We start from the raw sequence: 12,341 nt of genomic DNA, 5'->3' as shown, positions 1-12,341 counted from the left end.
CTCGGCTCGCCTGCGGTCAGCGCCCCCAGGTCAGCACGGCGATGACGACGCTCACCGCGAGGAAGCACGCCACGAACACCGTGTCGCGGACGCGCCACGGCGAGAGGTGCCGCTCGGTGCGCGTGCGGTGGGCCCCGAAGGCGCGCGCGTCCATCGCGAGGGCGACGCGCTCGGCGTGCCGGATCGCCGAGGCGAGCAGGGGCACGATGTAGCCGAGTGAACGGCGCACGGCCGCGACCGGCCCGCGCCCGACGTCCGTGCCCCGCACGCGGTGAGCGGCACGGATGATCTCGAGTTCGTGCCCGAATCGCGGCACGAACCGCAGCGCGGCGAGGGCGGTGTAGCCGAGGCGATACGGCACGCGCAGGTTCGCCACCATCGAGCGCACGAACTCGGTACCCGTCGACGTGATGCCCGCGATGAGCGAGAGCAGGAGGATCGCGAGGATGCGGAGGCCGGTCGCGAAGCCGACGAGGTAGGCGGCGAGGGTGAAGTCCCAGTCGCCGATCGAGACGAGGGTGACGGATGCCGCGGGGTGGTCGGCCACGCTCGACGGGTCGATCCACACGCCGAAGGTGACGCCGAGCACGAGCGCGGCGACGGGGATGCCGAGGAGGAGGGCCGCGATCGCGCGGCCCGACAGCCGTGCGCCGATGAGCAGCACGGCCGCCGCGAACACGATGAACGCGAGCGGCAGCGCGATGCCCCGACTGAACATGACGACGACCATCACGGGCACCGGCGCGGCGAGCTTCGCGAGCGGGTTCAGTGCGTAGAGGAATCGCGACGGCCGCTGCGTGCGATGCGCCGCGAAAGGGTCGAGGGCAGCGGATGCCGCGTGCGGCTCGTTCCCGTCGACCGGTGCCGCTCCGAGCCCGGGGGAGACCGCGCCGCCCTCGCCCGCCGCGCTCACGACGACGCCTTCGACGAGACCGGCAGCTGCGACATCCGGGTCACCGAGTGCCAGGCGGTGTGCCGCGCGAGGCCGCGGGTGGCGCGGGCGAGCGGCGGGTGGCGCAGGCCGGCCTGCTCGACGAGGGGGCCGGCGAGCACCTCGACGGTGGGGCCGACGCCGAGAAGGCGACCGCTGTCCATGACGGCGATGTGGCTCGCGTAGTCGGCGACGAGCTGCAGGTCGTGGGTGACGACGAGCACCGTGGTGCCGTCGTCGTTGAGCGCGCGGAGCATGTCGAGCAGCTCGGAGGCGCGAGCCCGGTCCTGCCCGAACGTCGGCTCGTCGAGCGCGAGCACCGGCGCGCCGGCGATGAGCGCGGTGCCGACCGAGAGTCGCCGCTTCTGCCCGCCCGAGAGCAGGAACGGGTGCTGGCCGCGCAGGGACTCGAGGCCGAAGCGGGCGAGCATGGCCTCGACGCGCGGCTCGGCGTCGGCTTCGGAGACGCCCTGCAGATGCAGGCCTTGGGCGAGCTCCTCCGCCACCGTGGGGGCGATGAACTGGTGCTCGGGGTTCTGGAAGACGAAGCCGATGCGCCGGGCGCGCTCGCGTGCGGCGCATCGTGCCGGGTCGACGCCGAGCACGTCGACGGTGCCGCGGGGCGCGGGGATGACGCCCGCGAGTGCCTGCAGCAGCGAGGTCTTGCCTGCACCGTTCGTGCCGACGATCGCGAGGAAGTCGCCGGCCGCCACGTCGAGGTCGACGCCCTCGACGACGACCGGGCCACGGCGTCCGCCGCGGCGCGCCGAGAGGTCGCGGGCCCGGATCGCGGTCTCGCCGATGACCGCGATCGCCCCGGTGCCGGCGCCCATCGAGAGGGTCGGACGCGGCGACAGGGCGGTCGAGCGCACGGGCGATGACGCGCTGAGCGGAGCGGGGAGGGACGGCAGGGCGTCGAGCGCCTCGGCGAGCTCGGACGGCGTGAGCGGGAGCGGGTCGAGCACGATGCCGGCGTCGCGCAGCCTCATCGCCGCGAGCGTCGACACCGGCAGCCACACCCCGAGGGCGACGAGTTCGTCGGCGCGCTCGCGGAGGACCTCGCGGGCGGGCCCGTCGATCACGAGACGCCCGCCGGCATCGAGCACGATGACCCGGTCGACGAGGTCGACGGCCGCGTCGAGGTTGTGCTCGACGAGCACGACGGCGTGGTCGCGCACGCTCGCGAGTTCGCGGAGCACCGCGTAGACCTCGTCGATGCCGGCGGGGTCGAGGTTCGCCGTCGGCTCGTCGAGCACCAGCACCGGAGCGGCCATGGCGAGTGCGCAGGCGATCGCGAGGCGCTGGCGCCCGCCGCCCGAGAGCGTGTCGGGGTTCTCCGCGCGGCGGTCCCAGAGGCCGACGAGCTTCAGCGCGCGCTCGGCACGTTCGAGCACCTCGGATGCCTCGACGAGTTGGTTCTCGGGCGCGAAGCACACCTCGTCGAGCACCGTGCCGGTGACGATCTGCGCATCCGGGTCCTGGAAGACCATCGCGACGTGCTCGCTCAGCACGCCGACGGGGTGCTCGCTCGTGTCGAGGCCGGCGACGCGCACCGTTCCCTCGAGGGCAGCAGGCACGGCGTGCGGAACGAGGCCGTCGAGCGCGAGGGTCAGCGTGGACTTGCCGCACCCGCTCGGGCCGAGGATCAGCACGACCTCGCCGCGGGCGACCTCGAAGGAGACGTCGACGGGAGTCGCGACCTCTGCACCCTCGTGGCGGATGCTCACGCGGTCGAGGTCGAGCAGGGGTGCTGGGGGCATGGTGGGCCTGGGCGAGGTGGTTCGGTCGGACGGCCCGCGACGCGGCATCCGTGGTGCTCAGGCAAGCCTAACCTTCGCTCCGTGGACGATCGGCGGCCGGCTCGGCCGCGCCCGGGTGTCGAGCTCGGGAATTCCCCGGTCAGCCGGAGTGTTGTACCAGTGTTCGGGTGTGGAGTCACCACCCCGGAAGGAGGAGAACGTGGGCATCAGTTACGTCGAGTTCGAGGACGAAGCCGGGATCCTGCGTCGCTACCGCAAGCACGTGAACGGCCGCGGCCTCGTGGCCACGACTGCCAAAGTCGACCCGACCGCGTTCGTCGACCCGACGGCATATGTCGACTCGGGTGCCGAAGTGCAGCGCGGTGCCCAGATCGGCCCCGGCGGCTGGGTCGAGGGCGACGCGATCGTCGCCGAGCGCGCCGTGGTCGGCGTCAACGCGCACGTCGGTCGTCGGGCGGTCGTCGGCCGCAACGCCGTCGTCGGCCCCTACGCGACCATCGGTCGCGACGCGAAGGTGCAGAACGGCGCTCGCGTGCCGCGCGAACTCACGATCGCCGACGGCGACGAGTACCGCGCCTCGGGCGACGACCTGCGCCGGCTCGGCCTCGCGGCCTGAGCCTCGCGGGAGAGCCTGTCGAAACCCGGGTTTCGACAGGCTCGACCAACAGACGCTACTGCCTGGCCATGGCCACCCGCAGGCGTTCCTCCGGGTCGATCAGGTGGTCGTGGTCGTCGTCGCCGACATCGATCTGGACCCACTGGATCTTGCCGGTGAACCGGCTCGACTGCGGTGTGTAGTCGGGGCTGACCGCCGTGCCGGATTCGTAGCCCACGTCGGTCGTCTCGTCGGCGGAGAAGACCATCGGCTGAGTGGCGCCGACTCGTCCGGTGCCCACGGCCTCGCCGTCGTGGTACAGCGTGACGCCGCCCCCCTTGGCGAGCCCGCCGCCGTCGTAGGCGAACTCCATGCGCACCTGGTGGTTCCCGGCCGGGATCGCCGTCTCGGCCTCGGTCTCGAACGAGTGGATGCCGAGCACGTTGTAGACGAACTTCAGCTTTCCGCCGCTCACGAAGACGCTCCACCCGCCGAAGCGGCCGCCCTGGGCGATGATCACGCCCTCGGCTCCGCCCTCGGGCACGTCGACCTCGGCGGTCACCGAGAACGACTTGTTCTTGATGCTGACGACGCTGTTCTCCGAGAGGCGCCCCATGCCGGCGAAGAACAGCTGCGAGTTCCCGTGGATCAGGGTCGGCCGGCCCGCGATCTCGGGGTTGAGCCGATCGGCGGTGCGGTCGTCGAGCGGCAGCACGTTGTACTTGACCGCTTCGATCAGCCAGAGCCGCTGCAGCTCGTGCAGGCGTTCGGGGTGCTCGGCCGACAGGTCGCGAGCCTGGCTGAAGTCGCCGCTGCCGTCGTAGAGCTCCCACACGTCGTCGTCGAACGCGACCATCGCGCCGCCGACCATGACCCACGGAGTGCGGTGCTTCGTGACCGCGCTCCAGCCCTTGTGGTAGATGCCGCGGTTGCCGAACATCTCGAAGTACTGCAGTTCGTGACGCTCGGGGCTATCGGGTTCGTTGAAGGAGTAGAGCATGCTCGTGCCCTCCATGGGCGACTGCATCACACCGTTCACCATCGTCGGCTCGGGCAGCCCGGCCGCCTCGAGGATCGTGGGCGCGATGTCGATGACATGCGTGAACTGCGAACGCACCCCGCCCTGCTCCGTGATGCCCTTCGGCCAGTGCAGGATGGTGCCGTTGCGGGTGCCGCCCCAGTGCGAGGCGACCTGCTTCGTCCACTGCAGCGGCGAGTTCATCGCCCAGGCCCAGCCGACCGCGTAGTGGTTGTACGAGCTCGGCGTGCCGAGCTCGTCCATCTTCGAGACCATGAACTCGGGCGTCTCGAGGGCAGCCATGCCGTTGAAGTTCGCCATCTCGTTGAAGGCCCCGTTGACGGTGCCCTCGGCCGATGCGCCGTTGTCGCCGACGATGTAGTAGATGATCGTGTTCTCGAGCACGCCGAGGTCTTCGATGGCGTCGATCACGCGGCCGACGTGGTGATCGGTGTGCTCGAGGAAACCGGCGTACACCTCCATCTGGCGCTCGAGCACCGGCTTCAGCTCGTCGGGCATGTCGTCCCACGCGGGGATCTCGGCGTGCCGTGCCGTCAGCTCGGCATCGGCGGGGATGACCCCGAGTTCCTTCTGGCGCGCGAAGGTCTGCTCGCGCTGCACGTCCCACCCGTCGGCGAACCTGCCCCTGTACTTGTCGGCCCACTCCGTCGGAACGTGGTGCGGCGCATGCGTCGCGCCCGGCGCGAAGTACACGAAGAACGGCTTGTCGGGCATGAGTGCCTTCTGCGTGCGGATCCAGCTCACGGCGTGATCGGCCAGGTCTTCGGTGAGGTGATAGCCCTCCTCTGCCGTCGCCGGCGGTTCGACCGGAGTCGTGCCGTTGTACAGGGCGGGCTCGTACTGGTTGTTCTCACCGCCGATGAAGCCGTAGAACGTCTCGAAACCACCGCCGCCCGACGGCCAGGCGTCGAAGGGACCCATCGGCGACGACTGCCAGACCGGTACCTCGTGGCATTTGCCGAACTGCGCGGTCGAATAACCGTTGAGCTTCAGGGTCATCGCCAGCGGCGCCTTCGTGTTCGGCTTCAGCGAGCTGTTGCCCGGTGCCGAGGTCGCAGTCTCGGTGATCGAGCCCATGCCGACCGAGTGGTGGTTGCGCCCGCTGAGCATCGCAGCACGGGTGGGCGCGCACAGGGCGGTCGTGTGGAAGCGGTTGTACTTCAGGCCGCCGGCGGCGAGCTTCTCGGCGTTCGGCGTCGCGCACGGCCCGCCGAAGGCGCTCGATGCCCCGAAGCCCACGTCGTCGAGGAGGATGACGAGCACATTGGGAGCCCCGTCGGGTGGCATCAGCGGCTCGATCGGCGGATACGCCGTGTCGGGATCCTTGGCGTCGTAGGTCGTCAACCCCGGCGACGGGCGATCGGGAATCGGCAGCATGGTGCGGGCGTGGCGATCTGGCTTCATCTTGTTTCCCCCGTTGTGTTGACGCGGCATCCGCCGACACCGCCGTCGAGCTCGCCCGGCGAAGCCGGCGACCCGGCCACGGTACCGAGCGCCGAGCGCGGCCGAATCACCCAATGTGGGTGATGCCGGTCGGTGCGCCCTCGGCGACGCTGAGATCGTGACCGCGCACGCCGGTCGCTCAGCCATGGATCGGAGCAACAATGACGGAGCAGGCACTGGATGAGCTCGGACCGGTCGACTACCTGGTCATCGAGTTCCCCGCCGGGGAGGCCGACTTCTCGGGCGAGATCGCCGAGGAGCTCGTGCGTCTCGTGGAGGCCGGCACGATCCGGCTCATCGACGCGATCGTCCTGACGAAGGACGCGGACGGCTCGGTCGACGCGGTCGAGTTCGAGGACCTCGAAGACCTGGGCCCGCTCGTCGCGCTCGAGGCGGAGCTCGCCGAGCTGCTCGCCGCGGAGGACGTGGAGCAGCTCGCGAACGCGATGGAGCCCGGCAGCGTGGCGGGCGTGATCGTCTACGAGAACCTCTGGGCGGCCCCATTCGCCGCAGCAGCTCGCCGCGCCGGCGGACAGCTGATCGCGAGCGGGCGCATCCCGATCCAGGCGATCATCGCCTCGCTCGAGGCCGACGAGGCCGACGAGGCCGACGAAGCCAACGAAGAAGAGGGAGCCTGACATGCTGAGAGCAGCACGAATCGGACGCGTCGGCGTCGTCGGAGCACCGGTCGCGAGAACGGCGGTGGTTGCCGCCGCCGTGACTCCGGGGCCGTCGCCGATCGCGAAGGCCGCCGTGGTCGGCGCCGCCGTGACTCCGGGTCGCCGGCGACGCCGCATCTGACGGGAGAGCGGCCATGTCGCTGTGGGACTACTTGACCGTGTTCTTCTGGGTCTACGTCGGAATCACGTGCCTGTGCATCTTCGTGTACCTGATCGTCGACATCTTCCGCGACGCGACCCTGAGCGGGTGGGCGAAAGCGGTCTGGGTGCTCTTCCTCGTCGTCCTGCCGTTCGTCGGCTCGATCATCTACCTGATCACGCGCGGCGGCGGCATGTCGTCACGTCGCGGCGGCGATCAGGCCATGCTCGCCTGAGGGGGACCGGGCGAAGGCGGAGCGGGAGCGGTGCGCATGCACCGCTCCCGCTCGTCGCGATTCAGCTCGCGGCGGATGCGCCGCCGCCGAGCAGCTCCTTCGCGAGCAGCTCGAGCGTCTGCTCCCGCCCGGGGGTCGCTTCGAGGGGTTCGCCGTCGTAGCTGCCGCCGATGGGGGCGAGCATGATCTCGTCGATGCCGTGCCGCGCCGCGAGGGTGCGCAGTTCGGATGCCGCGGTCGCGGGGTCTCCGATGATCCATCGCCGCTCCATGGCCGCGATGAGCTCGTCGCCGATCGAGTCGGCGGGCGCGGCGAGCGCCTCCTCGACCGTCTCGAGCGGCCGCATCGGCCGGTTGGTGCGGAGCCGCGCCATCGAGTGCAGCTGCGGCAACGCGCGAGCGCGCGCCTCTTCGGCGGTGGGTGCGACCGACGCGTTCACGGTGAGGAACGTCTCGGGCACCGGGTGCGCCTCGCTCGGCTGGTACTCGGTGCGGTAGAGCTCGAGCGCCCGCTCGAGGCCCTCGCCCGAGAAGTGGTTCGCGAAGACGTACGGCAGCCCGAGTGACGCGGCGAGCTTGGCCGAATAGTCGCTCGATCCGAGCAGCCAGAGCGTCGGGACATCCGTCGCCGCCGGGGTCGCCGTGATCGCGTACTCGCGCCCGCTCGTGAGCCGCAGGGACGCCCCGTCGGGGGAGAGCAGCGAGAGGATGTCGGCGATGTGGTCGGGGAACCGGTCGACGTCGGCCGTCGGCCCCGAGATGCGCAGCAGTTGCGTGATGACCGGGTCGCTGCCGGGTGCGCGGCCGATGCCGAGGTCGATGCGGCCGGGCGCGAACGCCTCGAGTGCCGCGAACTGCTCGGCGACGACGAGCGGTGCGTGGTTCGGCAGCATGACGCCGCCCGAGCCGACCCGGATGCGCTCGGTCTTCGCCGCGATCGCGGCGATCAACACGGGCGGCGTCGTCGAGGCGACGGCCGGCATGTTGTGGTGCTCGGCGAACCAGTAGCGGGTGAAGTCCAGGCGGTCGGCGAGTTGCGCGAGGCGAACGGATGCCGCGAGCGCACCCGCACTCGTCTGGCCGGTGCGCACCGGGATGAGGTCGAGCACGGAGAGTCGGGGTGAAGAAGTCATCCCTCACGGCAACCCGGGCACGGCGCGGGGTATTCCGACGTGGTCCGGCTGGTGCTGCCACTGAGGGCATCGGAGGGCGACCCCTGACGCGGGGGAGACCGTGCCGACGTTGTATGGGGTCTCGTTGCGAGCGCCGCCTGAGACCAGAGCGGCCGTCGGAGCGCCGCCCCGAGGGGCGCGCATGGGCCCGCGACGATCCCGAAAGGAAGCATCCGTGAACACCCCCGTGCCGTCGGTCGCCACGACCGACCCAGCCACGCTCTCGCTCCGCGAGGCGTTCGCATTCCTCGACGACCGCATCGCCGGTCGCGTGCTCATCTCCGGCGCCCCCGGATGGGACGCCGCCCGCTCCGCCTGGAACCTCGCGGTCGATCAGCGCCCCACCGCGATCGTCGTCGCCACGACCGCCGACGACGTCGTCCACACCGTGCGCACGGCGGCCGAGCTCGGCCTCGCCGTCGCGCCGCAGGCCACCGGCCACAACGCCGGTCCGCTCGCTGCGGACGACGGCCTCGCCGGCGTCATCCTCCTGCGCACCCACGAGATGCGCGGCGTCGAGATCGACGCCGAGGCCCGCACCGCGCGTGTCGAGGCCGGTGCGCAGTGGGGCGACGTCGTCGCCGCGGCTGCGCCTCTCGGGCTCACCGCGCTCGCCGGCACCGCGCACGACGTGGGCGTCGTCGGCTATACCCTCGGCGGCGGCGTGAGCTGGCTCGCCCGCTCGCACGGTCTCGCCGCCAACCACGTCGTGGCGATCGAGCTCGTCACTGCAGACGGTGCGGCACGCCGGGTCGATGCCGGGAACGACCCGGAACTGTTCTGGGCGCTCCGCGGCGGCGGCGGCGACCTCGGCATCGTCACCGCGCTCGAGTTCGGCCTCTTCGACGTGCCGGCGCTGAGCGCCGGAATGCTGCTCTGGCCGATCGAGCGCACCGCCGAGGTGCTCACCGCCTGGTCGGAGTGGGTCGACGGCCTTCCCGCCTCCGTCACCTCGGTCGCCCGCGTGCTGCGCCTGCCGCCGATGCCGGAGCTGCCGCCCTTCCTCTCGGGTCGCGCGCTCGTCGTCGTCGAGGTCGCGATGCAGGAGGACCCGGCCCGGGTCGACGAACTGCTCGCGCCGCTCCGCGCCCTCGTGCCCGAGGTCGACACCGTGCACCCGCAGTCCACGGCCGAGCTGCTGCAGCTGCACATGGATCCGCCCCAGCCGGTTCCCGGGCACGGCGACGGCATGATGCTCGACGAGCTGACCCCGGCCGCGATCCGCGCCTTCGTCGACGCGGTGGGACCGGATGCCTCCTCGGCCCTGCTCTCCGCCGAGATCCGCCACCTCGGGGGCATGATGGATCCGGGCGTCGCGCGCGCCGCGGCATCCGTTCACGGCACTCCGCAGCCCGGCGTCACGGCGGGCTTCGCCGCCGGCTTCCTGCTGTTCGGGGTCGGCATCGCGATGCCCGACAACGGCGCAGCGCTCGCCGCGTCGCTCGACCGGCTGCTCTCGGCCGTCGAGCCGTGGCGCGCCGACATCGACTACCTGAACTTCGCCGAGCATGCCCGCCCCGCCGAGCGGTTCTTCGGCGACGACCTCGAGCGGCTGCGCGCGGTCAAGCGGTCGGTCGACCCGGCCCGAGTGATCCGTTCGAATCACCCGATCGGCTGAGTGGGGACTGTCGCTCGCGCCCCGGCCTTCATAGGCTGGGGTGCGAGCGACGTCGTCGTCGCCACGACCTCGGGGGAGGAACGATGACCGTACATTACGCATTGCCCACCGCAGCAGACTTCACCGTGCTGGCGGGGGTGCACCATCCGTCGATCACGATCTACGCCTCGACCTCGCCCGTGGTGAGCGAGCGCGAGCGGGCCGAGGTCGCAGTGAAGAGTTCGTTCGACGAGGCGATCGAACGGGTGAAGGCCTCGGGCGCCGCGAACGCCGAGCTCGAGGCGCTCCGCCGTGAACGCGACGCGGTGATCGGCGACCAGCAGCTCTGGGCGGGCCTCGCCCGCTCGATCGCGATCTTCGTCGCTCCCGGCTTCAACGAGGTCTTCGTGCTGCCGAACCGTCTCGACGACGCCGTGCACGTCGGTTCGCACTTCACCCTCGGACAGTTGCTGCGCGCGCCGAGCCAGGACCAGGAGGCGTTCGCGCTCACCCTGTCGGCCAACGAGTGGTCGCTCTGGCATGCCACCCCCACCGACCGTGCCGTGCGCCTCGACGTCGACGAGTCGCACGACAAGAGCCTCGACGACGCCATCAACCGCGACCCCGAGAACGACGACAAGCCGCGCGGCGGCAAGCACGGCGACCGCGGTGTGAGCGGCGACGAACGCCGCAAGGGATTCTTCGAGCTCTACGCGAAGCGCGTCGCCGACGCCACGCGGCACGAGCTCATGCAACGCGATCCCGACGAGCACGTGCCGCTCTTCGTCTTCGCCGCAGAGCCGCTGCTCAGTCTCTTCGCCGATCGCATCCGCAACGGGCGCCGTGTCGTCACCGTCCCCGGTGCACCCGATCGGCTGGGCGCCGCCGAGATCGACGAGGCGCTGCGCGAGCAACTCGGGCGGCTGAACGTCGCCGAGGCCGACGGCGCCCTGCGTCAGCTCACCGAGGGCACCGCCGGCCGGGTCGAGCGGGACCTCGCGGCGATCGCCCGTGAAGCGGCGGATGGCGCGGTCGAGGTGTTCTGGTTCGACTTCACGACCTCGGTGAACGGCACGCTCGACCGCGAGTCGGGTGCGATCGAGTTCGCCAGCGGCCACGGTGCCGACGAGCAGCTGCACGACGGCACGCACGCGGGCGACCTGCTGCCGCAGCTCGCGCTGCTCGTGATGTCGAAGGGCGGCAAGGTCGTCACGGTGCGCAGCGACGATCTCGACGGGGACGTCTGGTCGGGTCCGGCGATGGCCGAGCTGCGGTTCGCGCTGGCGTAGGCCCGGGCGGGGTCAGCGCCGCGTCGCGGCGACGCGCTCGCGCAGCGGGAGCACGAAGCCCTCGCGCCAGCGGAAGCGGATGACCACCTGCTGCGCGTGCGCGTCCTCGATCATCGCCTCGACGTGCGTCTCGGTCAGGATGGGGGGCCGGTCGGCGCGGGGCGGCGTCTCGCGGAGCTCGAGCCAGAGGCTCTCGGGGTGGGGCACAACGCCGGGGTTGGCGGCGACGAGTTCGACGGTCCAGCCCTGGCTCGAGCAGAGGCCGTAGCCGGTGACGTGGATGAGTCGGGTGTCGGTGGTCTCGATGACGGTCGCCTCGAAGTCGGCGGCAGAGTATTCGCAGTGCTGCTGTCCGTTCATTCGTCCGAAGGTACCGGGGTGAAGGTGAGGCTGCCTCAGTGCTGACGCTGAATTCGACGGTCGACCTAGGGTGGAACCCATGCGATTCGGAATGTTCGTTCCCCAGGGTTGGCGCCATGACCTCGTCGGCATCGAGCCGGCCGAGCACTGGCAGACGATGCGCTCGCTCGCCGAGCACGCCGACGCTCCCGACTCGGTGTGGGAGTCGATCTGGGTCTACGACCACTTCCACACCGTGCCGCGCCCGTCCGAGACGGAGGCGACGCACGAGGCGTGGAGCCTCATGGCCGCCTACGCCGCGTCGACCTCGCGCGTGCGGCTCGGGCAGATGTGCACGTGCATGAGCTACCGCAACCCCGCCCACCTCGCGAAGGTCGCCTCGACCGTCGACCACGTCTCGGGCGGACGCCTCGAGATGGGCATCGGCGGCGGCTGGTACGAGCACGAATGGCGCGCCTACGGCTACGGCTTCCCCGAGATCCCCGAGCGGCTCGGACGCCTGCGCGAGGGCGTCGAGATCATGCACCAGGCGTGGACGACCGGCTCGGCCACGCTCGACGGCCAGTACTACCAGGTCGACGGGGCGATCGTGCAGCCGCAGCCGGTGCAGCCTGGAGGCATCCCGATCTGGATCGCGGGCGGCGGCGAGAAGGTGACCCTCCGCATCGCGGCGAAGTACGCCTCGTACACGAACTTCACCGGCACGCCCGAGGAGTTCGCGCACAAGAGCGAAGTCCTGCGCGCGCACTGCGAGCGCCTCGGCACCGACTTCGAGGCGATCACCCGGTCGTCGAACTTCAACACGGTCGTCGGTGTCGACGAAGCGGATGTCGCGCGGCGCCTCGCCGTCATCGAGGCGCGGGTCGCCCCCTTCCTCGGCCCCGAGAAGACCGCGGCCTACCTCGCGGACTTCCACTCCCCGAACGCCGCCGTCGGCACTCCCGCCCAGGTCGCGGCGAAGCTCGCCGAGCGCCGCGAGCTCGGCCTCGGCTACGCGATCCACTACTTCCCCGAGGCGGCGTACGATCGCTCGGGCCTCGAGCTCTTCGCGGCGGAGGTCGTGCCGGCGCTGCGATAGCCGGAGCGCGCGGGGGCGGGCCAG

The 12,341-nt window shown here is 71.2% G+C and carries 12 protein-coding genes; 7 read left to right on the top strand and 5 right to left on the bottom strand.

Features of this window, described 5'->3' with window-relative positions; all coding sequences use genetic code 11:
• Positions 1-16: 16 nt before the first annotated feature.
• Together ASD23_RS13895 and ASD23_RS13890 are read right to left on the bottom strand one after the other, a co-directional pair.
• A complete protein-coding gene (locus ASD23_RS13895) occupies positions 17-913 on the bottom strand; it encodes an energy-coupling factor transporter transmembrane component T family protein (protein ID WP_082571454.1) in 897 nt (298 codons plus the stop codon).
• Complete coding sequence (locus ASD23_RS13890; protein ID WP_056011720.1) at positions 910-2,691, bottom strand: ABC transporter ATP-binding protein; 1,782 nt, start codon at positions 2,689-2,691, stop codon at positions 910-912. The genes ASD23_RS13895 and ASD23_RS13890 overlap by 4 nt, the downstream gene beginning before the upstream one ends.
• Before the next feature lie 199 nt (positions 2,692-2,890).
• Here ASD23_RS13890 and ASD23_RS18995 point away from each other — a divergent pair, with 199 nt between their 5' ends.
• Entirely contained in the window at positions 2,891-3,307 is a 417-nt protein-coding gene (locus ASD23_RS18995; RefSeq protein WP_056011717.1) for a hypothetical protein, read from the top strand.
• 55 nt (positions 3,308-3,362) lie between these two features.
• Here the strand turns inward: ASD23_RS18995 and ASD23_RS13880 are convergent, their stop codons facing one another.
• Positions 3,363-5,729, bottom strand: a complete 2,367-nt coding sequence (locus ASD23_RS13880; protein ID WP_056011714.1) for an arylsulfatase — start codon at positions 5,727-5,729, stop codon at positions 3,363-3,365.
• Positions 5,730-5,929: 200 nt separating this feature from the next.
• On the opposite strand from ASD23_RS13880, the gene ASD23_RS13875 reads away from it, so the two are divergent.
• From ASD23_RS13875 to ASD23_RS13870, 3 genes are read left to right on the top strand one after another with little or no spacing between them, the layout of a single operon-like run.
• Positions 5,930-6,406, top strand: a complete 477-nt coding sequence (locus tag ASD23_RS13875) for a DUF6325 family protein (protein WP_056011711.1) — start codon at positions 5,930-5,932, stop codon at positions 6,404-6,406.
• Position 6,407: 1 nt separating this feature from the next.
• The gene (locus ASD23_RS19120) at positions 6,408-6,569 is read left to right on the top strand and encodes a hypothetical protein (RefSeq protein ID WP_200941720.1); all 162 of its coding nucleotides are present in this window, start codon (positions 6,408-6,410) and stop codon (positions 6,567-6,569) included.
• A 13-nt stretch (positions 6,570-6,582) separates the two neighbouring features.
• Positions 6,583-6,822: a PLDc N-terminal domain-containing protein gene (locus ASD23_RS13870; protein ID WP_056011708.1), complete on the top strand. Its 240-nt coding sequence runs from the start codon at positions 6,583-6,585 to the stop codon at positions 6,820-6,822.
• Positions 6,823-6,883: 61 nt separating this feature from the next.
• On the opposite strand, the gene ASD23_RS13865 is transcribed toward ASD23_RS13870, so the two are convergent.
• Positions 6,884-7,954 (bottom strand): LLM class flavin-dependent oxidoreductase, encoded by a 1,071-nt coding sequence (locus tag ASD23_RS13865; protein ID WP_056011705.1) that lies wholly within the window; start codon positions 7,952-7,954, stop codon positions 6,884-6,886.
• A 214-nt stretch (positions 7,955-8,168) separates the two neighbouring features.
• Between ASD23_RS13865 and ASD23_RS13860 the strand changes: the two genes are divergently transcribed.
• Together ASD23_RS13860 and ASD23_RS13855 are read left to right on the top strand one after the other, a co-directional pair.
• Entirely contained in the window at positions 8,169-9,611 is a 1,443-nt protein-coding gene (locus ASD23_RS13860) for an FAD-binding oxidoreductase (RefSeq protein WP_235507739.1), read from the top strand.
• Positions 9,612-9,694: 83 nt separating this feature from the next.
• The gene (locus tag ASD23_RS13855) at positions 9,695-10,879 is read left to right on the top strand and encodes a baeRF11 domain-containing protein (protein ID WP_147305662.1); all 1,185 of its coding nucleotides are present in this window, start codon (positions 9,695-9,697) and stop codon (positions 10,877-10,879) included.
• 12 nt (positions 10,880-10,891) lie between these two features.
• Here ASD23_RS13855 and ASD23_RS13850 read toward each other — a convergent pair whose 3' ends face one another.
• The gene (locus ASD23_RS13850; protein WP_056011699.1) at positions 10,892-11,239 is read right to left on the bottom strand and encodes a hypothetical protein; all 348 of its coding nucleotides are present in this window, start codon (positions 11,237-11,239) and stop codon (positions 10,892-10,894) included.
• 79 nt (positions 11,240-11,318) lie between these two features.
• Here ASD23_RS13850 and ASD23_RS13845 point away from each other — a divergent pair, with 79 nt between their 5' ends.
• Positions 11,319-12,317: an LLM class F420-dependent oxidoreductase gene (locus ASD23_RS13845; protein ID WP_056011696.1), complete on the top strand. Its 999-nt coding sequence runs from the start codon at positions 11,319-11,321 to the stop codon at positions 12,315-12,317.
• Positions 12,318-12,341 lie beyond the last annotated feature (24 nt).

This window comes from Agromyces sp. Root1464 (assembly GCF_001427265.1).
GTDB classification, from domain to species: Bacteria; Actinomycetota; Actinomycetes; order Actinomycetales; family Microbacteriaceae; genus Agromyces; species Agromyces fucosus.
Note: the sequence above shows the minus strand (reverse complement) of the source record. Positions and strands in the feature narration are given on the sequence as shown.

What these genes read in the sequence shown, in the direction of transcription:
- ASD23_RS13855 (WP_147305662.1), top strand. Translation starts at nt 9,695, where the DNA reads ATGACCGTACATTACGCATTGCCCACCGCAGCAGACTTCACCGTGCTG.
- ASD23_RS13890 (WP_056011720.1), bottom strand. Translation starts at nt 2,691, where the DNA reads ATGCCCCCAGCACCCCTGCTCGACCTCGACCGCGTGAGCATCCGCCAC.
- ASD23_RS13870 (WP_056011708.1), top strand. Translation starts at nt 6,583, where the DNA reads ATGTCGCTGTGGGACTACTTGACCGTGTTCTTCTGGGTCTACGTCGGA.
- ASD23_RS13865 (WP_056011705.1), bottom strand. Translation starts at nt 7,954, where the DNA reads ATGACTTCTTCACCCCGACTCTCCGTGCTCGACCTCATCCCGGTGCGC.
- ASD23_RS13845 (WP_056011696.1), top strand. Translation starts at nt 11,319, where the DNA reads ATGCGATTCGGAATGTTCGTTCCCCAGGGTTGGCGCCATGACCTCGTC.
- ASD23_RS19120 (WP_200941720.1), top strand. Translation starts at nt 6,408, where the DNA reads ATGCTGAGAGCAGCACGAATCGGACGCGTCGGCGTCGTCGGAGCACCG.
- ASD23_RS13875 (WP_056011711.1), top strand. Translation starts at nt 5,930, where the DNA reads ATGACGGAGCAGGCACTGGATGAGCTCGGACCGGTCGACTACCTGGTC.
- ASD23_RS13880 (WP_056011714.1), bottom strand. Translation starts at nt 5,729, where the DNA reads ATGAAGCCAGATCGCCACGCCCGCACCATGCTGCCGATTCCCGATCGC.
- ASD23_RS13850 (WP_056011699.1), bottom strand. Translation starts at nt 11,239, where the DNA reads ATGAACGGACAGCAGCACTGCGAATACTCTGCCGCCGACTTCGAGGCG.